This is a genomic window from Citrobacter sp. Cb028 (genome assembly GCF_030336705.1).
Classification (GTDB): domain Bacteria; phylum Pseudomonadota; class Gammaproteobacteria; order Enterobacterales; family Enterobacteriaceae; genus Citrobacter; species Citrobacter braakii.
In genome coordinates this window covers 106,649-127,961 of sequence record NZ_JAOWCZ010000013.1, presented here as the reverse complement: position 1 = coordinate 127,961, position 21,313 = coordinate 106,649, and the positions used below count along the sequence as shown (strand labels likewise).

Sequence of the window (21,313 nt, the reverse complement as noted above, 5' to 3'; positions counted from 1 at the left end):
CCCATTCGGCCCGGCACTGGACTGACAACAGATTTTTGGCGTCAGTCCAGTGATCCCCCCGGGCCAACTTTATCCCCCCATTTACTGGCGTTGAATTTTTGCCGCTCACAGGGAATAGTAACCTTTTCCATTACTTGTGAATTCGCCATGCTCCGCACACTGAACTCCACAATCTTGCACTCTGGCGCGCTGCTCCTGGCGCTAATACTTATCTACACCGGTGTCTCTGCCACGGAGAAAATCACCTGGCTGATGGAAGTTACTCCGGTCATTATTGTCGTCCCACTGTTACTGGCGACCGTGAAGCGCTACCCGCTGACGCCATTGCTCTACACGCTCATTTTCTTGCACGCCATCATTCTGATGGTCGGCGGTATGTATACCTACGCTAAAGTCCCTGTCGGTTTTCAGGTTCAGGAGTGGCTGGATCTCAGTCGTAACCCCTATGACAAGCTGGGTCACTTCTTCCAGGGTCTGGTGCCCGCCCTGACGGCAAGAGAGATTTTAGTGCGCGGTAATATAGTTCGTGGCCGCAAAATGCTGGCATTTTTGGTCTGCTGCGTGGCGCTGGCGATTAGCGCGATGTATGAGCTGATAGAATGGTGGGCGGCGCTGGCGATGGGTCAGGGAGCGGATGATTTTCTCGGGACGCAGGGCGACCCGTGGGATACCCAGTCGGATATGTTCTGCGCCCTGCTCGGTGCGCTAACCACGGTGCTCGTGTTGGCGGGCTGGCACAACAGACAGTTAAAAACTGCCGGATAGCGCTGACGCTTATCCGGCAATCTGCCCTACCCATTGCGAGACTTGATAACCAGAATCGGCAAGGCGAACAGGAGTGTCAGAAAGTTCGCCATGCTGACGGCAGTATCTTCAATCAATAATCCATAAATCAGCCACAACACCAGCCCACACACAAACATTACATACATTAAACCGGAGATACCCTGCGTGTTGCGGGTGGTAATGACCTTAATCGCTTGCGGTAAGAATGAGAGCGTCGTCAGGCTAGCCGCCAAATACCCAATCCACGAATGCCATTCCATAGCTACGCCTTCACATCACCTGGGGTGACTATCGCAATAGCCGGGATATCCGGTTGTTCATGCTGCTGCGGCACCTTACGGTACTTATCCAACAAATGAATCTGGACCCTGCGCAGCGTGTCGCCGTTCAGTCGGTAAAAGCGGAAGTAAAGGACTAAGGTCACCACAAAAAAGAGTGCAGGTAGCGCGATCATAATGAATTGCATACCAACAATGGTTTCTGCAGACTGCGCGACATTCGGCGCGTAATTAATCACCCCAAGTATCACTGCGATAAAGAAAGCGGCAAATGCAGACCCTCCTTTTACCACCATCGTCTGCACTGAATAAGCGATACTTTCACAACGTACATTCAGTTTGTATTCGCCGTAATCAACGGTATCCGCCACCATAATGACCTGCAACACCCAGAAAAGCGCTGAACCAATATTCAGTAAAATACCAGCAATAACAATGAGTAAGATGTTATGGAAACCGGCTAACGCCATCACCAGCAGCACGATACAGCTGAGCACCGGCAGCACTGATGCCCCAGCCCACAAGATTCGTCGTGACAACGCTTTTACCAATCGAGGAAAGAAAATCAGCGTCAGCAGGTTTGCCGCTCCTGCGTAAGACATGTAGTACGGGAAGAGGCTTGCATCGCCAATCACATAAGTAAAATAGTAAATGGCAAAGCCAGCAATGATATTGGCGGCAATGTTGTAAGCCAGCGCCATGCCTAGCAGGCAGGATAACTGGTCGTTTTTATAGATGAGCCCAACGATCGCTTTCAGCCCAAGACGACTGCTGTCCGCCGTTGCCTCACTATCTGACGAATAAACCTCATGCACATTACGCAGCGTAACAACGGTAGAAACGATAAAGAATGCAATCAGCACCAGCGTAAACATCTGGAAACCAAAGCCGCGATCGGCCCCGCCAACATAGCTCACAAAGGGCAGTGTCACACCCGCGGTGACAAACCCAGCCAGGCTTGCGAAGAAACGAGGGAACGGCACCAGTTGTTCACGCTCGCGTTTATCCAGCGTAATAGTTGGCACCAGCGACCAGAATGGAATATCCATAATGGTGTAGGTCATTCCCCATAATATATACGTCACGCACACAAATACGACTTGCGCAGTGCCCTCAAACAAATGTGCGCTAAAAAGCAAAAACAGCACCAATGAGTTCGCCAGCGTACCAAGTAAGATCCAGGGTTTAAATTTTCCCCACCGCGACCGGGTGGCGTTCACAATCCAGCCCATGATGGGATCGTTTACCGCATCCCAGACCCTTGCCGCCAGGAACAACGTTCCGACCAGCCCCACCGATAATCCCACCACGTCGGTGTAGTAATACATCAGGTACATGTACACAATACCGATGGCGAAATCCTTACCAAACGCTCCAAATCCGTAACTGAGTTTTGTTTTCAGAGAGATGCTCATAGGGTATCGGGTCGCCGTTACCAGCGCCCGCCTTCTGTTAGAGGAAACGTCAGAGGTTAAACGCCGGATGCTCTGCCCGGCGTAATGGTGTGTTAACGGTGTAACCAGGCCGGCAACCAGTCGCCATGAGACGCGATCAGGTCGTCCACCAGCGCATAAATCTCCTCAATCCCCAATACCGCAGCGGTATGCGGATCCATCATCGCCGCGTGATAAACGCGATCGCGATTTTCCGTCAGTATGGCTTCCGTTAGCAGGGTCTGAACATTGATATTGGTTTGCATCATGGCCGCCAAATGTGACGGGAGAGTACCCACCTTCGTTGGCTGGATACCATTCGCATCGACCAGGCAAGCCACCTCCACGCAACAGCCTTGCGGCAGGTTATCGATCAGATGGTCATTGCGAACGTTGCCATACACTACGCTCGGTTCACCGGTCCAGATAGCGTTCATGATAGTGCTGGCATATTCACGTGACGGTTTAATCTCGATCCGCGCCGCCGTTTTGTACTCTTCCAGCTCTTTGTTCCAGTTCGCCAGCTGTTCCACACAGCGTTTTGGATACTCATCCAGTGGAACCTTATAGCGCTCAATCAGATCCTCACGCCCTGGTTTGATAAACCACGGCGTATATTCCGCGAAATGCTCCGACGACTCAGTGACGAAATAGCCCAGCTTTTTGAACATTTCATAGCGCACAATGTTCTGACAACGGGTATTACCGTGAAGATTCGGTTTCGGCGCCTGACCAGATTCATAGGCCGCCAGCAGCTCCGGATAGAGATTTACATAAGCACCGTCAGCCGTTTTACGCTCAAGTTCCAGATAAAACGCCATATGGTTGATCCCGGCGCAGCGATAGCGCAAAGAGGCCGGGTCGATGTTCAAATCGCGGGCCAGCTCCTCCGCTGTTCCTTGCACCGAGTGACACAATCCAACCTGCTTAATATGCGGATAGCGCGCATACATTGCCCAGGTGTTCATCGCCATCGGGTTAACGTAGTTAAGCATGGTGGCCTGCGGGCAGACTTCGGTCATATCCTCACAAATCTGCCATAAATGCGGGATAGTGCGCAGCGCGCGCATAATGCCGCCTGGCCCCAGCGTATCGGCAATCGTCTGCTCCAGACCATGACGTTTACACACCGCAAAATCGGTGACGGTACAAGGTTCATAGCCACCAATCTGGAAAGCGACCACCACAAAATCAGCATCCTGCAATGCCGCTTTTTGATCGGTATAGCAGGTGATACGCCCAGATGCGCCCGCTGAGTCCATCAACTTACGCACCACAATGTGCGACTCTTCCAGCCGAGTAGGATTGACGTCCATCAAGGCGATATGCGCAGATTTCAGCGCATCGCGATGAAAGACGTCCCCGAGGATATTTTTGACGAAAATCGTGGAACCGGCGCCGATAAAGGTAATTTTGGGTGCAGACATCATGACTCTCCAGAACATTAGTGAACACAGTCATGGTGGCACAGCGCATTGATGAAAACTTCCGACTTCCCTGGCGAGCATTCCCATAAACTCAGATCGCCTCTTTGCCCCATACTGGATCTGAGCTTATGGGACAAAATTGCACAAAAAGCAGAGTATGCGGCCCCAAAATCTCGCTATGCTCAATGATATCGGTCCGATTTGTGTCCTGATTCTCAGCCTTAATGCGCAGCAAATGACATGATTCTGATAATTCAGGAAATGGAGCAACCATGAGTACATTACCGACATCGCCTCTTCCCCCCGATCCGCACATGTGCAGCAGCGATGAAGAGCAAACCCGCAGCCCATTGTCGCTGTACTCAGAATATCAACGGATGGATATTGAGCTGCGCTCACCGCATGCTATGCCTGCCAGCCACTGGCATGGGCAGGTGGAGATTAATGTGCCGTTTGATGGCGACGTTGAGTACCTCATCAACAACGAAGTGGTGCAGATAAAACAGGGACACATTACGCTTTTCTGGGCCTGTACGCCGCATCAGCTCACGCGTCCGGGCAGTTGCCAAAGCATGGCTATCTTCAATTTACCGATGCACCTTTTCCTTTCCTGGCCGCTGGATCGCGAACTGATCAACCACGTTACCCATGGCATGGTCATCAAATCGCTGGCGTCGCAGCAGCTGAGCATCTTTGAAGTTCAGCGCTGGCAACAGGAGCTGAGCAACCCGAACGAGCAAATTCGCCAGCTCGCCATTGATGAAATTGGTCTGATGCTCAAGCGGTTTAGCCTTTCCGGCTGGCAGCCAATCCTGGTCAATAAAACTTCGCGGACGCACAAAAACAGCGTTTCGCGGCACGCCCAGTTTTACGTAAGCCAGATGCTGAGTTTTATTGCCGATAACTACGATCAGGTGCTCACTATCAACGACGTCGCGGAACACGTGAAGCTCAACGCCAACTACGCGATGGGGATTTTCCAGCGCGTGATGCAACTCACCATGAAGCAGTACATTACCGCAATGCGGATCAATCACGTCCGTGCATTGCTTAGCGATACCGATAAAACCATTCTTGACGTCGCGTTGACCGCCGGATTCCGATCCAGCAGCCGTTTTTATGACACCTTCAGCAAGTTTGTCGGCATGTCGCCGCAGCAGTACCGCAAACTGAGCCAGCAGCGCCGGCAAACAATGGCTGGCTGAGCAGCCAGAAACCACCGGCGTTACTCCAGCCTACGATCCCTATCGTTCGCCGATATCAGTATCAGCCAAAAAAATATTCCCCCTGTCGATAAACAGCGGTGAAAAATCGCCAATAAGCAAACATAAGTATTTGTTTAAAAACAAATTAAACACAAATCAGACTATTTATCACCCGCTTTACAGCCCATTTTGTCAGGATAATACTTGCCTGCGTCACATTCATACGGTGTGTCTGCAATCCATAAATTGCAACCTTTCCACAACCGGGTAAAAGATGATGAAAGTATTAATTGTTGAAAGTGAGTTTCTGCATCAGGACACCTGGGTCGGTAGCGCTGTCGAACGTCTGGCTGATGCATTAAGCCGCCAAAATGTTACCGTCATTAAGTCCACCTCATTCGACGATGGTTACGCAATCCTCGCCGCTAATGAAGCCATTGATTGCCTGATGTTCAGCTATCAAATGGAACAACAAGACGAGCACCTGAACGTCAGGCAATTGATCGGCAAGCTCCACGAGCGCCAGCAAAACGTTCCCGTTTTCCTGCTGGGCGATCGCGAAAAAGCCACCGCATCGCTGGATCGCGACCTGCTGGAGCTTGTCGATGAATTCGCCTGGATTATGGAAGATACCGCAGACTTTATTGCCGGACGTGCCGTTGCGGCGATGACCCGTTACCGCCAGCAGCTTCTGCCGCCACTGTTCAGCGCGCTGATGAAGTACGGCGACATCCATGAATACTCCTGGGCGGCGCCTGGTCACCAGGGCGGTGTCGGATTTACCAAAACGCCGGCGGGTCGTTTTTACCATGATTACTACGGTGAAAACTTATTCCGTAGCGACATGGGTATTGAACGCGCATCGCTCGGCTCACTGCTGGATCATACCGGCGCATTTGGCGAGAGCGAAAAATATGCCGCCCGCGTGTTTGGCGCTGACCGCTCCTGGTCCGTAGTGGTCGGGACTTCCGGCTCTAACCGCACCATCATGCAGGCTTGTATGACCGACAACGACGTCGTGGTGCTGGATCGTAACTGCCACAAATCTATCGAGCAGGGGTTGATCCTCACCGGCGCAAAACCGGTGTACATGGTGCCAAGTCGCAACCGGTACGGCATTATCGGCCCTATCTACCCGCAAGAAATGCAACCTGAAACATTGCAGAAAAAAATCAGCGAAAGCCCGCTGACCAAAGGCAAGGCCGGGCAAAAACCGTCTTACAGCGTTGTGACCAACTGTACTTATGACGGTGTTTGCTACAACGCCAAAGAGGCCCAGGACCTGCTCGCGCAAACCAGCGATCGCATCCACTTCGATGAGGCCTGGTACGGTTATGCCCGCTTTAACCCAATTTATGCCGATCACTACGCTATGCGTGGCGCGCCGGGCGATCATAACGGTCCTACCGTTTTTGCGACCCACTCGACCCACAAACTGCTGAACGCGCTCTCTCAGGCGTCTTACATTCACGTCCGTGAAGGTCGTGGGGCCGTGAACTTCTCCCGCTTTAACCAGGCGTACATGATGCACGCCACCACCTCTCCGCTGTATGCCATCTGCGCATCAAACGACGTGGCTGTCTCCATGATGGACGGCAACAGCGGTCTGTCGCTCACCCAGGAAGTGATCGACGAAGCGGTCGATTTCCGTCAGGCCATGGCGCGTTTGTACAAAGAATTTTCCGCCGAAGGCGACTGGTTCTTCAAACCGTGGAACAAAGAAGTGGTGACTGACCCGCAAACCGGCAAAACCTATGACTTTGCCGATGCGCCAACTCAACTCCTGACCACTGACCAGAATTGCTGGGTGATGCGTCCGGGTGAATCCTGGCACGGGTTTAAAGACCTGCCGGATAACTGGAGCATGCTGGACCCAATCAAAGTCAGTATTCTGGCGCCGGGGATGGGCGATGATGGCGAACTGGAAGAGAGCGGCGTACCGGCAGCGCTGGTCACCGCCTGGCTTGGCCGCCACGGTATCGTGCCGACCCGTACCACCGATTTCCAGATTATGTTCCTGTTCTCAATGGGGATTACCCGTGGGAAATGGGGCACGCTGATCAATACCCTGTGCTCATTCAAACACCATTACGATGCCAATACACCGCTGGCGCAGGTGATGCCAGAACTGGTTGAGGAACATCCTGACACTTACGCCAACATGGGCATTCACGATCTGGGCGACACCATGTTTGCCTGGCTGAAAGAGAACAACCCTGGCAGCCGACTCAACGCGGCCTACTCCGGCCTGCCTGTTGCTGAAATCACCCCGCGTGAAGCCTATAACGCGATAGTCAGCGATAACGTTGAGATGGTGGCCATTGAAAATCTGCCGGGTCGTATAGCTGCGAATTCCGTGATTCCTTACCCACCGGGAATTCCAATGCTGCTGTCCGGGGAAAACTTTGGCGACGCCAATAGCCCGCAGATTAGTTATCTACGTTCGTTGCAGTCCTGGGACCACCACTTCCCTGGATTTGAACATGAAACCGAAGGAACGGAAATTATTGACGGTGTATATCACGTCATGTGCGTGAAAGCATAATGTCACTTTATAGATAGTCCGATTTTTAAGGTAGACATGTCATGCTTGAGTAATTCCTGAGTATTGCTGCAAAACAATAACATTGTCATACCTTTTTGCGCGGGACCACCCCGCGCTTTTTTTATACGCAAATATCACGTTTCCACTTGCGTAAAAAAAAGTGTACATAAGAAAAATCCCACCAAACATTGTAATTAATTTCAGACACGTTATTTTAATGCGGTCCTGGATTCATCATACAATTTCAATTTAGCCGATATGGTTCATCTGATGGTGAGCTACGGTGTTTTATGTTCATATTCCTGGAGTTTGGGTATGAGGGTTTGCAGCAGAGCAGCTTGTGTTGTTGTATTAACGGAGAAGGATGTTTGGTTAAGGATTAACGGTAAAGAAGCCATCAGCTTAAAAGCTAATCATATGGCGCTGGTAGCATGCGATAATAATATTATCGATTTCTCATCACTTAATAACGCACTGGTCGTACATATCAGCCGTGATATCATTAAAGACTATCTACGTTTTTTAAATAAAGACCTTTCACAGATCCCACTCTGGCAACGCAGTGCCAACCCAGTGATGACCGCCGTCTGTCTGACGCCGGATGTCTTCCGGGTGGCTGCCCAATATAGCGTAATGGACACAATGGACGAAGGTGAAAGTGTGCGCACGCGCTCGCTACTGTTCACGGTGTTATCACGCTTTCTCGGCAGCAAAAAGTTTATTTCTCTGCTCATGCATATACTACGCAGTCGTATCAGCGACAGCGTTTATCACATTATTGAGAGCGATATACATAAAGACTGGAATTTAAGCATGGTTGCCAGTTGCTTATGCCTGAGCCCCAGTTTGTTAAAGAAAAAGCTCAAAATTGAAAATACAAGTTACAGCCAAATAATTACCACGTGTCGCATGCGTTATGCCGTCAATCAATTATTGATGGATGGCAAAAACATTTCCCAGGTCTCTCAACTGTGCGGATATAACAGTACCTCGTACTTTATTTCCGTATTCAAAGAGTTCTATGGGATGACGCCTCTGCATTATGTCAGTCAACATAGGGAGCCATCCGCTGCCTGATTTTTAATCAGTTAGCGATAAGCCATAATAATATCAGCATTAGCGATACCCCCAGTCCGCCATCATAAAATAGTCTTCTGAAGAGGTATGATAAGACGTCATTTATCCTTATCAGGAGTTACTAAATATGTCGACGGATGCTGATGCTCACAAAGTGGGCTTAATCCCCGTCACCCTTATGGTGTCGGGGAATATTATGGGTTCCGGTGTATTCCTGCTACCCGCAAACCTTGCGTCAACTGGCGGGATTGCAATCTACGGATGGTTGGTCACTATTATCGGTGCTTTGGCGCTGTCGATGGTGTACGCGAAAATGTCGTCCTTAGACTCCAGTCCCGGTGGTTCTTACGCTTATGCCCGCCGCTGTTTCGGTCCTTTTTTGGGCTACCAGACCAACGTCCTGTACTGGCTGGCTTGCTGGATTGGTAACATCGCCATGGTGGTTATTGGCGTCGGTTACCTGAGCTACTTCTTCCCCATCTTAAAAGATCCGCTGGTCCTGACGCTGACCTGCGTCGTGGTACTGTGGATCTTCGTATTGCTGAACATTGTCGGACCGAAAATGATCACCCGTGTACAGGCCGTCGCAACGGTACTGGCGCTGGTGCCAATTGTCGGTATTGCCGTCTTCGGCTGGTTCTGGTTCCGGGGTGAAACCTATATGGCGGCATGGAACGTCAGCGGTATGAACACCTTCGGTGCGATTCAAAGCACTCTGAACGTAACCTTGTGGTCATTTATCGGCGTGGAAAGCGCCTCCGTCGCGGCAGGTGTGGTTAAAAATCCCAAACGTAACGTGCCTATCGCCACCATGGGCGGCGTGCTGATTGCCGCCGTTTGCTATGTGCTCTCCACCACGGCGATTATGGGTATGATCCCTAACGCGGCGCTGCGTGTTTCAGCCTCCCCGTTCGGTGATGCCGCGCGCATGGCGCTGGGAGACACCGCTGGGGCGATTGTCTCCTTCTGTGCCGCGGCCGGGTGCCTTGGTTCCTTGGGCGGCTGGACGCTGCTTGCCGGGCAAACCGCCAAAGCGGCAGCCGATGACGGCCTGTTCCCACCGATTTTTGCCCGCGTTAACAAAGCCGGTACGCCGGTAGCCGGGTTAATTATCGTCGGCGTTCTGATGACCATCTTCCAGTTCAGCAGCATGTCGCCAAACGCTGCGAAAGAGTTTGGTCTGGTCTCTTCGGTCTCCGTTATCTTCACGCTGGTGCCGTATCTGTACACCTGCGCCGCGCTGCTGCTGCTCGGCCATGGTCACTTTGGTAAAGCGCGTCCGATGTACTTACTGGTGACCTTTATCGCTTTTGTTTACTGTATTTGGGCCGTTGTCGGTTCCGGTGCCAAAGAGGTGATGTGGTCATTCGTCACACTGATGATCATCACCGCGCTGTATGCACTGAACTACAATCGGATCCATAAAAACCCATATCCATTGGATGCTCCGGTAAACAATAACTAACGCAAACAGTCGTCGTTGCCCGATGGCGTAAGTTCATCGGGCCAACGCCGCCCCCCGCGATTCCTGAAATCAACATTAAGAACTTAAGGTTGGCTTAATTTTACTTTGAGAGGATTTGTAGCACTTAGTCGATGGAACCCCCTTAATGTTAAAGCACCTGTTTAAAAGACCCACTCTCGGGCTAATCAGCTGGCTTCTCCTGATCTCATTTTATCTTGCGACTTTCCTGAACATTGCGTTCTATAAACAAGTGCTGCAAGAACTGCCCCTGGATTCCGTGCGTAACGTGCTGGTGTTTTTGTCGATGCCGGTCGTCGCTTTCAGCGTCATGAACATTGTGCTGACGCTGGCCTCATTCCTGTGGCTTAATCGCCTGGTGGCCTGCGTTTTCATTCTGGTTGGCGCATCGGCCCAATATTTCATCATGACCTACGGCATCATCATTGACCGCTCGATGATCGCCAATATGATGGACACCACACCCGCCGAAACCTTTGCTTTGCTGACGCCGCAAATGCTCATCACGCTCGGAGTGAGCGGCATTCTCGCCGCGCTCATTGCCTGCTGGGTAAGAATCAAACCGATCGCCCCGGCCATGCGCAGCGTACTGTTCCGTGGCGCGAATATTCTGATCTCCGCGCTGCTGATCGTGCTGGTCGCCGCGTTCTTCTACAAAGATTACGCCTCACTGTTTCGCAACAATAAAGAACTGGTGAAATCCCTCAGCCCATCCAACAGCATTGTGGCGACCTCTTCCTGGTATTCACACCAAAGGCTGGCCCACCTGCCGCTGGTACGCATTGGCGAAGACGCCCATCGCAATCCGTTGATGGTGAAAGAAAAGCGTAAGAACCTGACGATTGTGGTGCTCGGCGAGACCTCACGCGGCGATAACTTCTCGCTGTCAGGCTATTCGCGCCAGACCAACCCGTTGCTGGAAAAAGATGATGTGGTCTATTTCCCCCGTACCACATCCTGCGGAACGGCAACGGCAGTATCTGTCCCCTGCATGTTCTCGGGTATGCCACGCGCGCACTACGATGAAGAACTGGCGCAGCATCAGGAAGGCGTACTCGACATTATTCAGCGGGCGGGAATTAACGTTCTGTGGAACGATAACGACGGCGGCTGCAAAGGGGCATGCGACCGGGTACCGCACCAGAATATGACTAAGCTGAACCTGCCCGGGCAGTGTATTGACGGGGAATGCTACGATGACGTGCTGTTCCACGGGCTGGAAGAGTACATTAATAACCTGCAAGGCGACGGCGTGATTGTGCTGCACACCATCGGCAGCCACGGTCCGACCTATTACAACCGCTATCCTGCGCAGTTCAAGAAATTTACGCCAACCTGTGACACCAACGAAATCCAGACGTGTTCACAGCAACAGTTGGTCAATACCTATGACAACACCATTCTTTACGTCGACTATATTGTTGATAAAGCAATCAATATACTGAAAGAGCATCAGGATAATTTCACCACCAGCCTGGTCTACCTTTCCGATCACGGTGAATCCTTAGGGGAAAATGGCATCTATTTACACGGCCTGCCATATTCGATTGCGCCAGATACGCAAAAACATGTGCCGATGCTGCTGTGGCTCTCAGAAGATTATCAGCAACGCTATCAAGTCTCTCAGACATGTTTGCAAAAACGGGCAGGCTCAGAGGACTTCTCACAGGATAATCTCTTCTCAACCCTGCTGGGATTAACAGGCGTGCAAACACAGAAATATCAGGCGGCAGATGATATTCTGCAACCCTGCCGGGGAGGCTAAACGAATGAAAATTCTGATTGTTGAAGACGATACGTTGTTATTACAGGGACTGATACTCGCCGCGCAAACAGAAGGCTATGCCTGCGACGGCGTATCAACGGCCCGTGCCGCGGAGCAGTGTCTGGAGACCGGCCATTACAGTCTGGTGGTTCTGGACCTGGGCTTACCGGATGAAGACGGCCTGCACTTCCTGAACCGCATCAGACAGAAAAAATACACCGTGCCGGTGCTTATCCTCACCGCCCGCGATACGGTGAAAGACCGGGTCAGCGGGCTGGACGTTGGCGCCGATGACTATCTGGTCAAACCGTTCGCACTGGAAGAACTGCATGCCCGCATCCGGGCGCTGCTGCGTCGTCATAACAATCAGGGTGAAAGCGAACTCATTGTCAGTAACCTGACGCTGAATATCGGTCGTCGCCAGGTGTGGATGGATGGACAAGAGGTTATCTTAACGCCGAAAGAATACGCACTCCTGTCGCGCCTGATGCTTAAAGCGGGCAGCCCGGTACACCGGGAGATCCTGTATAACGACATCTACAGTTGGGATAACGAACCGTCGACCAATACGCTGGAAGTGCACATTCACAACCTGCGGGACAAAGTGGGTAAATCACGTATCCGCACAGTCAGGGGATTTGGCTATATGCTGGTTGCCACTGAGGAAAGCTAAGTGAAGCTACTGCAATATCTAAAAAAACCGCTCCCGCTTCGTCATCGCCTGATGCTGACCATCGGTCTTATTCTGCTGGTCTTCCAGTTGATTAGCACCTTCTGGTTGTGGCACGAAAGCACCGAACAAATACAGCTATTCGAACAGGCGTTACGCGAAAATCGTAACAACGATCGCCACATCCTGCATGAAATCCGCGAGGCCATCGCCAGTCTGATCGTCCCCGGTATTTTTATGGTCAGCCTGACGCTGCTGATTTGCTACCAGGCAGTGCGGCGTATTACTCGCCCGCTGGCGGATCTGCAAAAAGAGTTAGAAACGCGGGCAGCCGATAACCTGACTCCAATTGAAGTTCACAGTTCAACCATTGAGATCCAGGCGGTCGTCTCAGCGCTCAACGAGCTGGTGACGCGGCTGACGAGCACCATTGAAAACGAACGCTTATTTACCGCCGATGTCGCCCACGAACTGCGCACCCCACTGTCAGGCGTTCGCCTGCATCTGGAATTACTGTCCAAAACCCATAAGGTCGACGTTTCACCGTTAATTGCCCGCCTTGACCAAATGATGGACAGCGTGTCGCAACTGCTGCAACTCGCCCGCGTTGGACAGTCGTTCTCGGCCGGGAGCTACCAGCACGTCAAACTGCTGGAGGACGTGATTTTGCCCTCCTACGATGAACTCAGCACCATGCTGGACCAGCGTCAGCAGACGCTGCTCCTACCGCAAAGCACGGCGGACGTTGTCGTACGTGGCGATGCGACGCTATTACGAATGCTGCTGCGAAATCTGGTGGAGAACGCGCATCGTTACAGCCCGGAAGGCACCCATATTACGATTAGCCTGAATACAGAGCATGATGCCGTTATCGCCGTCGAAGATGAAGGCCCTGGCATTGATGAGAGTAAATGCGGGGAGCTGAGTAAAGCGTTTGTGCGTATGGACAGCCGTTTTGGCGGGATTGGGCTGGGGCTGAGCATTGTCAGTCGTATCACCCAGTTACATCACGGGCATTTCTATTTGCAAAATCGTCAGGGAACCACCGGCACTCGCGCTTGGGTGGAATTAGCGAAAGGTCAGTAAGAACTCACCCAAACGTACAAAAAGCTGCTGACGATCAGCACGCTGCACACGGTGGTCAAACTTTCATAAATGCGGTTTTTCATGACACTCTCCTCCGATACTCTGGAGGAGAGTTTGCCTGACACAGATTAAGCCAACCTTAAGTGGATATGATAAATCACATGATTACTCATCAATCCGCGGATGCTGCTGCACCAGGCGCGTACGCTTAAGCTGCAGCTCAGCAATTTCCTGATCGATATCTTCGATTTTATGCTCAATATTATCGTAGTGCTCGCCGAGGAGCTCTTTCGCTTCATGAATATCCGAAGCGGCAGGCGTAGCCCCCTTCAGCGGCTGATTAGCCGTCTCTTTCATGGTCACGCCGGTAATTAAACCTATCACCGCAATCACCATCAGATAATAAGCAGGCATCATCAGATTCTGCGAGCTTTCCACCAGCCATGCGGCCAACGTCGGTGTCAGACCGGCGACCAATACCGAGATATTAAACGCTGCGGCCAGGGCACTGTAGCGAATATGCGTCGGGAACATCGCTGGTAACGTTGACGCCATCACCCCGGTAAAGCAGTTGAGGATCACCGCCAGCATCAGCAACCCGGCGAAAATCAGGCCGATGACGTTACTGTTAATCAGAATAAATGCCGGAATAGCCAGCACAAACAGCGCAATACTACCCATAATCACAAACGGACGGCGCCCGAAGCGGTCGCTGAGCAGACCCATCACCGGCTGCACAAACAGCATACCAATCATGATGGCGATAATAATCAGCACGCCGTGGTCTTCAGAGTAATGCAGGTTATGCGACAGGTAGCTCGGCATATAGGTGAGCAGCATGTAATAGGTGACGTTGGTGGCAATCACCAGACCAATACATGCCAGCAGGCTGCGCCAGTGCCTGGTCGCAATCTCTTTAAACGACACCTTCGGACCGTCCTGCAGTCCCTGACGATCGCCCTGCTCCAGTTTATCCACGTGCTGCTGGAACGCCGGAGTCTCTTCCAGTGCATGACGCAGGTACAGGCCAATAAGCCCTAACGGTAGCGCCAGGAAGAACGGAATACGCCAGCCCCACTCAAGGAAGTTTTCTTCGCCGACGATAGTTGAGATCAGGACTACCACGCCCGCACCCAGCACAAACCCGGCAATCGAGCCGAAGTCCAGCCAGCTGCCCATAAATCCGCGCTTACGGTCTGGCGAGTACTCTGCGACAAAAATCGACGCCCCGGTATACTCTCCGCCGACTGAGAACCCCTGCGCCATTTTACACAGCAACAGCAGAATCGGCGCCCAGATACCAATCGAGGCATACGAGGGAATAAGACCGATACAGAAGGTACTTATCGACATAATCACAATGGTGATAGCGAGGATCTTCTGACGACCGTATTTATCGCCAAGCATACCGAAGAACAATCCGCCAAGCGGTCGAATCAGAAAGGGAACAGAGAAGGTGGCAAGTGCAGCAACCATCTGTACGCTGGGGTCAGCCCCCGGGAAGAACACTTTACCTAATGCGTAAGCAACAAACCCATAAACACCAAAATCAAACCACTCCATCGCATTACCTAACGACGCCGCGGTAATGGCTTTTCGCAGTTTACCGTCATCAATGATGGTAACGTCGCGCAGCGTAATTGGTTTTATTTTTTTCCTTTTTAGCATACTCGTCCTCATAGACTTAGCCCTGTCACGCTACAGATCGAGTCCCTCAACGCCCCTGCGTCAAGGTCATCACCGAGCGGGGAATGCACAGACGCATTCCCTGTAACAAGCGTAGCAGGTTTACTTACACTGACGAGAAACGAGCAGTACAACCGAACCTGTTGACGCCTGATTGGGCGGTTAATGACCTCTTTACCCTAACAGTGTTTAAATTTGTGATCAACTTCACATATAGATTTCCATTTCGTCAACATGCGTAAATCAGGTCATTCTTAGTCAACTTTTTAACATGTAATGCTTGCGATTTTCTGGCAATTAAATACAAGAATAAATCGCTTTGTTGCACCAACAATCACAACAGTCACTATTATTCTGCTAGCCAAAAACCCACCTAATCTCTTCACAAAAAGATCACAGCTTTTTTAATAATCAGAGCACTCAGGAACTTTTGCTCGGAATATGTGATGAAGATAACTAAAACATCGTTTTATTTTGATTGAATCAATGTTCCCATGAATGCAAACTAATTCCAGACGCAATATCCCTGGGAGCAGCAACACGCTCAACGTATGCCGCGTTAGATTTTATAAAACAAAGAGATAGCTGTTTTCTTTGTTAAGAAACATCAGTAACTACTTGAATTTATTAATTTTTATTTCCTTGCGCGTGTATTACCTGCGACAAGAGATGAGGACGCTTATGAAAATTAAAGCCACGATTGAACGCATCCCTGGCGGAATGATGTTGATTCCTCTGTTATTAGGCGCAGTGTTAAATACGTTAGCTCCGGATACCGGCGCGTATTTCGGTTCGTTTACCAAAGGAATGATCAGCGGAACGGTGCCGATTCTGGCAGTGTGGTTTTTTTGTATCGGTGCATCGATTGATTTACGAGCAACCGGCACGGTATTACGCAAATCCGGCACACTGGTATTAACTAAAATAGCCGTGGCATGGGTAGTGGCAATGATTGCTGCTTCATTTATTCCTGATACCGGTATTCAAACCGGGTTCTTTGCCGGTCTTTCGGTACTGGCAATTGTTTCAGCGATGGACATGACCAACGGCGGTTTGTACGCCAGCCTGATGAACCAGTACGGAACCAAAGAAGAGTCTGGCGCATTTGTGTTGATGTCTCTGGAATCCGGTCCGTTAATGACCATGGTGATCCTCGGCTCCGCGGGTCTGGCGTCCTTCGAACCACACCATTTTGTCGGCGCGGTATTACCGTTCCTGATTGGTTTTGCGTTGGGTAACCTGGATCACGATCTGCGTTCCTTCTTCAGCAAAGCCACGCCGGTGCTGATCCCGTTCTTCGGCTTCGCGCTGGGCAACACAATTAACCTGAGCGTCATCGTTGATACGGGTCTGCTGGGCATCCTGCTGGGCGTCGCGGTTATCGTCATCACCGGTATTCCGCTGATTATTGCTGACCGCGTTATTGGTGGCGGGAACGGTACGGCAGGCGTAGCAGCCTCTTCTGCAGCCGGCGCTGCAGTGGCAAACCCGGTGATTATCGCCCAGATTAACCCGGCATTTGAACCGGTTGCCGCATCCGCTACGGCGCTGGTTGCCGCCAGCGTGATAGTCACCGCGATTCTGGTGCCGATTATCACCGCGCTGTATGCCAAACGTTTTAATAAAAACCCGGTCGTCAATGAGACGGCGGCTACCCCGGCAGACTCCCTGCACCACTAAACCTGCCTTTATCCCACTCACCGTTCCTGCTCAATTGATGAGCGGGGACGGTGCAAAAATCTCCTCAACCATCGCATCAACCAGCCGCTTCGCCGAACACAATCTCGGCATGCCCAACGCCACATTTTGCCAACGCTGCGTCACCGACCAGCTCACCGGATGACGCTGCGCATCGCACCAGTCCCCGAGCCAGCTCAACATATCGTTGTGCTCACCCGAGCCGCCAACCACCGGCGTACTGAGCCAATGATGATAGTAATGACGCGTGGCGGGGGCCGCATTCACGCTGTCCGCCAGCGCCTGAGCAGCCATCGTTCGCAGGTTGTCTTTTAGCATTGATACCACATCGGCATTTGCTAACCGGCAGGCGTCACCAAAGGCTCCCCAACGCAGCTCCTCTAACGCCACAAAACAGCGTCCAGGTAACGACCAGCCGTCATACGCGCCAGCCCGCCAGCGGGTAAAAATTTGCTCGCTATGTTCGCCCGCTTGCACCGTCAGGCCGCGTTGCGTTACTGCCTTCTCTTTATAAGCGCCGCGCTGGGTAAACCAGTCAGCGAGTGAATTTATCTGCTGCAGAAGACCGGGCGTGGAGAGTCCACGCGGGTGTTCGGTTTGTTGTAAAAACATCAACCCTTCGGCGATCCGTACCAGCGCCAGATGGCCCGGATCGATCATGCCCGCCAGTTTTTCCACCAGTTTTAGACGCATCACCAGATGCTCGCTGGACACGCCTGCCAACACCCATGCTCGCAGTTGCGTCTGGGATAGCACCTCCTGCGTCAGACGCGCACGCAGCCGCTGCTGTTGTTGCAGAAAACCGCCGGAACGTTTGGTTTCATCTCCCTGAACCAGATCGACCATAAACTTCGGGTAGACACACTCCAGCGTCCGCCCGGGGCCTTCCAGTAACACGTTAGTCATGTGTGCTCGGTTGCAAAAAGGGTATTGATATCGTCGCGCAGCAAGCGGGAATCTTCATAAAGCCATGCCGCAGTCGTAATGCGATGCTGCAGTTGTTCGTTCAAGGCATTCACCGCAGATTCATTTTGCTGGCGCAGGGTCAGACTCTCACGCAGGCTCGCCTGTAATTGCGTCAAACACAGTGAAAAATCAGCAAAAAACGTGGCCATGCCTGCCGTAACGGAAATATCGACCTGCGCAGCTAAAGCTTTACGAATTTGTTGGCAAAACTGGGTGACATAGTGCACAAGGTTCTTATGCAGTGCGCCCATATCAATGAGATAACGCGTTTTTGTTTCGACGTACTCATTCCATCCCCAGTTGGGCTGATTCAACCAGCGAGAGAAGGTATCACGCACCACACCGCCAGTTGACGGCGCATTTTCCGCCGGAATATCCTGCTCAATGGCCTCGTTAAACAACTGGCGGGTGTTGAAGTTAAACATCGCCGCATGAAACGCCGGAAAACGGATCCGCGCACGAAAACCAGCGTGGTTCAGCTCCTCTTTCACCCGCTGCTCAATGGGGCGCATGGCGTCATTTAGCGCCCGGGACAGCGTCGACTCAAGCTGTTCAAAGCGCAGAGCTAAATCCCGGCTGATGCTTTCCTGCGCTGCCAGCAAGACAACTTCACAGGACGAGCGCATTTTATCCAGCACGATTTTCGCCTGACCTTCATCGTGCAACACCAGCATTTCTCCGGCCATTTCTGCCGAGGAAACGCCAGCCCCCTGGCCATGTTGTGACATCATCAGGACATTTTCTTTGATAAAGAACGTGTTGATGCCGCACAGAATCTCAGTCTGTTGCTCATTGAGATAGGCCGCGGCAGCCTCCAGCGCCAGCTCGACCTCATGACTGACTTCATCACTCACCCGCCCCTGACTCACTTCTAACTGCTGCATATCCTCTTCAATATGCGTGATGTTCAGCCGCAGTTTTTCATAGGCAACCGTTAACCCATGGGCGCGAAACTCCAGATATTCGTGCGCGCTTTGCGCATAGTTCAATAACTTATGCGACGCTGAGCGTAGCGCATACAGCGAAGCATTGGCGTAAGCGGCATGAATCACTTTCTGGATCGGCTGCTCAAACAGCGAATCCTCCCACAACAGATCGGCTGCATGGCGGATGTGCTCCGTATCCTCAAGATCGTTGGTGCACCAGCGTCGGCCAAGCGCCGCTTCGGCAAAATCCTGTACCCAACGTTGCACCTGGTGATCCGGCAGCCGCCCGCGAGTCATCAGCTCATGACGCGCCCTGTTCGCCAGATACCCCCACATCGAAGAAACCGGATAGATTCGCTCCGGGGCAATCCCGCCTTGCATCAGCGTTCCGGAAATTAACGCCCGCACCTGCTCTTCATCGTCACTGTTGCGGTCTTTCTGATCGAATTTGTTCACCAGCGCATACAGCGGCACTGACTTGCCGACCGCCATGACAGCGTGGCGCACTTCTTCATCGGAAATCGATTTCAGTTGGGTGTAATCCATCACCACCAGTACCGCAGAAGCCCGCGCCAGCTGTTCATTCAGCATCTTTTGTAGATGCGGTTGCCCGGCCTCATTCGGCCCCGGCGTATCCAGCAGGGTTAATTGCCCAGGATAGCTCGCCTGACCGGCCAAATGGACAAATTCAACCTCGATAACCGGAATATGCTCAATCGCGGCATAGGCGGCAAAAGGAAAATCCACTTCCAGTGCTTTTGACAAACGCACCAGGTCATTCAGACTTTTAAGGCAATGGAAAATAGGCTGTGCGCCAAGATAATACCGCTCAAATGCCACGCCGTTTTCAATATGCTGCAGCAGGACATTCATATCCTTATCAATTTCCAGGGTCTGCGTAAGACGCTGGCGATCGCACTCGCGCACGCGCTGCTGTAAAACCTTCATTAAGGCATCGATAGGCGTGACATGTGAAAAATGCAACACCGGCTCTTTCTGCCCCGGCGTATGGCGAATTAGCGTTGGTAGCGCCGTCATGGGACGATTACGATTAGGTAAAACTTCGGTCCCTACAATCGCGTTAATCGTCGTCGATTTTCCCGCTTTCATGGTACCGACAATTGCCAGCACCATTTCCAGACGCGTAATCTTACGCAGTTCATTATTGAGCGTTGCCTGCTGGACATCCATGCCACGCGCGCTGAAATGCAGAGGCTGAACCACCTGTCTGCTATGCTCTCCTTGTTTTAGCGCGACATCATCCAACGACGTCATAGGCAATTTTTGCAATTGCCTGAGATGTTCAAGCGAGAGCATCAGCAAGCGTTCCGCTTCCTGACTTAATTCATATATTGTCTGTGTGTGCATGGAAAATTCTTCCTTAACGCAAATGGCATTACTTTTATTTAGCCCAATCGTTTTATTTATAGATTTTTTGGCTTTTATAATTACGTGTAGAAATAATTAAAATCAAAACAACCAACTGATATTATTAAAATAAATTTGGCGTATAACCGCTGGCCGGATGCCTCTCACTTATGTAATAAGTAAGAAAGATAAACAGCGTAGTTCAGTTTTAAAAAATACCCGCGTAATCCCCCTACTAAAATTAAGGGGGTCAATGATATTCAATCACAATGGCTTAGGCATCCGTAAGCAACGTTACCTATGAATATCAGATATTTCGCCTCACCTTATCTTAAATACCTAAGCGTAGCAATTTCCCTTAAAAAATATTCCGCCATACTTTCATTGAGGTAAAAGCAAAGGGTCTTTACAGCAGATCATTTTGCATAATCGCGCAGTAGTCCCGACAAAAGCAGGGATTTTATGTATAATTGCGGCCTTTTTCGGCAATCTGCCATTTTTGGGCGCATTTGCCCCTGCTGACTTTTGAGGAAATCCACATGTCATTACCACACTGCCCACAATGCAACTCCGAATACACTTACGAAGATAACGGCATGTTCATCTGCCCGGAATGCGCTCACGAATGGAACGATGCTGAACCGGCTCAGGACAGCGACGAACTGATCGTTAAAGATGCCAACGGCAACCTGCTGGCTGACGGCGACAGCGTTACCGTAGTGAAAGACCTGAAGGTAAAAGGTAGCTCTTCCATGTTGAAGATCGGGACCAAAGTGAAGAACATCCGTCTGGTTGAAGGCGACCACAACATCGATTGCAAAATCGATGGCTTTGGCCCAATGAAGCTGAAATCTGAATTTGTGAAAAAGAACTGATGCAAATTGCCTGATGGCGCTACGTCAATCAGGCCGATG

General features: G+C 51.4%; 17 protein-coding genes. 10 read left to right on the top strand and 7 right to left on the bottom strand.

Features of this window, described 5'->3' with window-relative positions; translation table 11 throughout:
• Nucleotides 1-147 precede the first annotated feature (147 nt).
• Nucleotides 148-765: a DUF2238 domain-containing protein gene (locus tag OGV75_RS00630; protein WP_016155491.1), complete on the top strand. Its 618-nt coding sequence runs from the start codon at nt 148-150 to the stop codon at nt 763-765.
• Nucleotides 766-791: 26 nt separating this feature from the next.
• Here the strand turns inward: OGV75_RS00630 and OGV75_RS00625 are convergent, their stop codons facing one another.
• The 3 genes from OGV75_RS00625 to melA form a co-directional block, all read right to left on the bottom strand.
• Nucleotides 792-1,046 (bottom strand): SemiSWEET transporter, encoded by a 255-nt coding sequence (locus tag OGV75_RS00625; RefSeq protein WP_016155416.1) that lies wholly within the window; start codon nt 1,044-1,046, stop codon nt 792-794.
• Between the two features lie 2 nt (nt 1,047-1,048).
• Nucleotides 1,049-2,479, bottom strand: coding sequence for a melibiose:sodium transporter MelB (melB, locus tag OGV75_RS00620; RefSeq protein WP_049282259.1), 1,431 nt, complete (start codon nt 2,477-2,479; stop codon nt 1,049-1,051).
• A gap of 92 nt (nt 2,480-2,571) precedes the next feature.
• A complete protein-coding gene (melA, locus tag OGV75_RS00615; RefSeq protein ID WP_049259806.1) occupies nt 2,572-3,927 on the bottom strand; it encodes an alpha-galactosidase in 1,356 nt (451 codons plus the stop codon).
• 269 nt (nt 3,928-4,196) lie between these two features.
• On the opposite strand from melA, the gene melR reads away from it, so the two are divergent.
• The 7 genes from melR (at nt 4,197) to pmrB (ending at nt 13,755) form a co-directional block, all read left to right on the top strand.
• Entirely contained in the window at nt 4,197-5,129 is a 933-nt protein-coding gene (gene melR, locus OGV75_RS00610; protein WP_286480253.1) for a transcriptional regulator MelR, read from the top strand.
• A gap of 277 nt (nt 5,130-5,406) precedes the next feature.
• Nucleotides 5,407-7,674 carry an arginine decarboxylase gene (adiA, locus tag OGV75_RS00605; protein WP_016155412.1) on the top strand — a complete coding sequence of 756 codons (2,268 nt, stop codon included), beginning with the start codon at nt 5,407-5,409 and terminating at the stop codon, nt 7,672-7,674.
• A 315-nt stretch (nt 7,675-7,989) separates the two neighbouring features.
• A complete protein-coding gene (locus OGV75_RS00600) occupies nt 7,990-8,751 on the top strand; it encodes an AraC family transcriptional regulator (protein WP_286480252.1) in 762 nt (253 codons plus the stop codon).
• 127 nt (nt 8,752-8,878) lie between these two features.
• A complete protein-coding gene (gene adiC / locus OGV75_RS00595) occupies nt 8,879-10,216 on the top strand; it encodes an arginine/agmatine antiporter (protein ID WP_016155410.1) in 1,338 nt (445 codons plus the stop codon).
• 145 nt (nt 10,217-10,361) lie between these two features.
• Nucleotides 10,362-11,999 carry a phosphoethanolamine transferase EptA gene (gene eptA / locus OGV75_RS00590; protein ID WP_019077837.1) on the top strand — a complete coding sequence of 546 codons (1,638 nt, stop codon included), beginning with the start codon at nt 10,362-10,364 and terminating at the stop codon, nt 11,997-11,999.
• Between the two features lie 4 nt (nt 12,000-12,003).
• Nucleotides 12,004-12,672, top strand: coding sequence for a two-component system response regulator PmrA (gene pmrA / locus OGV75_RS00585; protein ID WP_016155408.1), 669 nt, complete (start codon nt 12,004-12,006; stop codon nt 12,670-12,672).
• Entirely contained in the window at nt 12,673-13,755 is a 1,083-nt protein-coding gene (pmrB, locus tag OGV75_RS00580) for a two-component system sensor histidine kinase PmrB (RefSeq protein ID WP_204552586.1), read from the top strand.
• Here pmrB and pmrR read toward each other — a convergent pair.
• Nucleotides 13,749-13,838: an LpxT activity modulator PmrR gene (gene pmrR / locus OGV75_RS00575; RefSeq protein ID WP_016155406.1), complete on the bottom strand. Its 90-nt coding sequence runs from the start codon at nt 13,836-13,838 to the stop codon at nt 13,749-13,751. The two genes, pmrB and pmrR, sit on opposite strands and share 7 nt — an antisense overlap.
• An 82-nt stretch (nt 13,839-13,920) precedes the next feature.
• The gene (proP, locus tag OGV75_RS00570; protein ID WP_016155405.1) at nt 13,921-15,423 is read right to left on the bottom strand and encodes a glycine betaine/L-proline transporter ProP; all 1,503 of its coding nucleotides are present in this window, start codon (nt 15,421-15,423) and stop codon (nt 13,921-13,923) included.
• A 699-nt stretch (nt 15,424-16,122) separates the two neighbouring features.
• On the opposite strand from proP, the gene kdgT reads away from it, so the two are divergent.
• A complete protein-coding gene (gene kdgT / locus OGV75_RS00565; RefSeq protein ID WP_016155482.1) occupies nt 16,123-17,121 on the top strand; it encodes a 2-keto-3-deoxygluconate transporter in 999 nt (332 codons plus the stop codon).
• Between the two features lie 30 nt (nt 17,122-17,151).
• On the opposite strand, the gene OGV75_RS00560 is transcribed toward kdgT, so the two are convergent.
• Nucleotides 17,152-18,045: a diguanylate cyclase regulator RdcB family protein gene (locus tag OGV75_RS00560; RefSeq protein ID WP_016155403.1), complete on the bottom strand. Its 894-nt coding sequence runs from the start codon at nt 18,043-18,045 to the stop codon at nt 17,152-17,154.
• The gene (gene crfC / locus OGV75_RS00555; RefSeq protein WP_286478704.1) at nt 18,042-20,399 is read right to left on the bottom strand and encodes a clamp-binding protein CrfC; all 2,358 of its coding nucleotides are present in this window, start codon (nt 20,397-20,399) and stop codon (nt 18,042-18,044) included. Before crfC ends, OGV75_RS00560 begins: the two co-directional genes overlap by 4 nt.
• Nucleotides 20,400-20,938: 539 nt before the next feature.
• On the opposite strand from crfC, the gene OGV75_RS00550 reads away from it, so the two are divergent.
• Nucleotides 20,939-21,274, top strand: coding sequence for a zinc ribbon domain-containing protein YjdM (locus OGV75_RS00550; protein WP_003031835.1), 336 nt, complete (start codon nt 20,939-20,941; stop codon nt 21,272-21,274).
• Nucleotides 21,275-21,313: the final 39 nt, after the last annotated feature.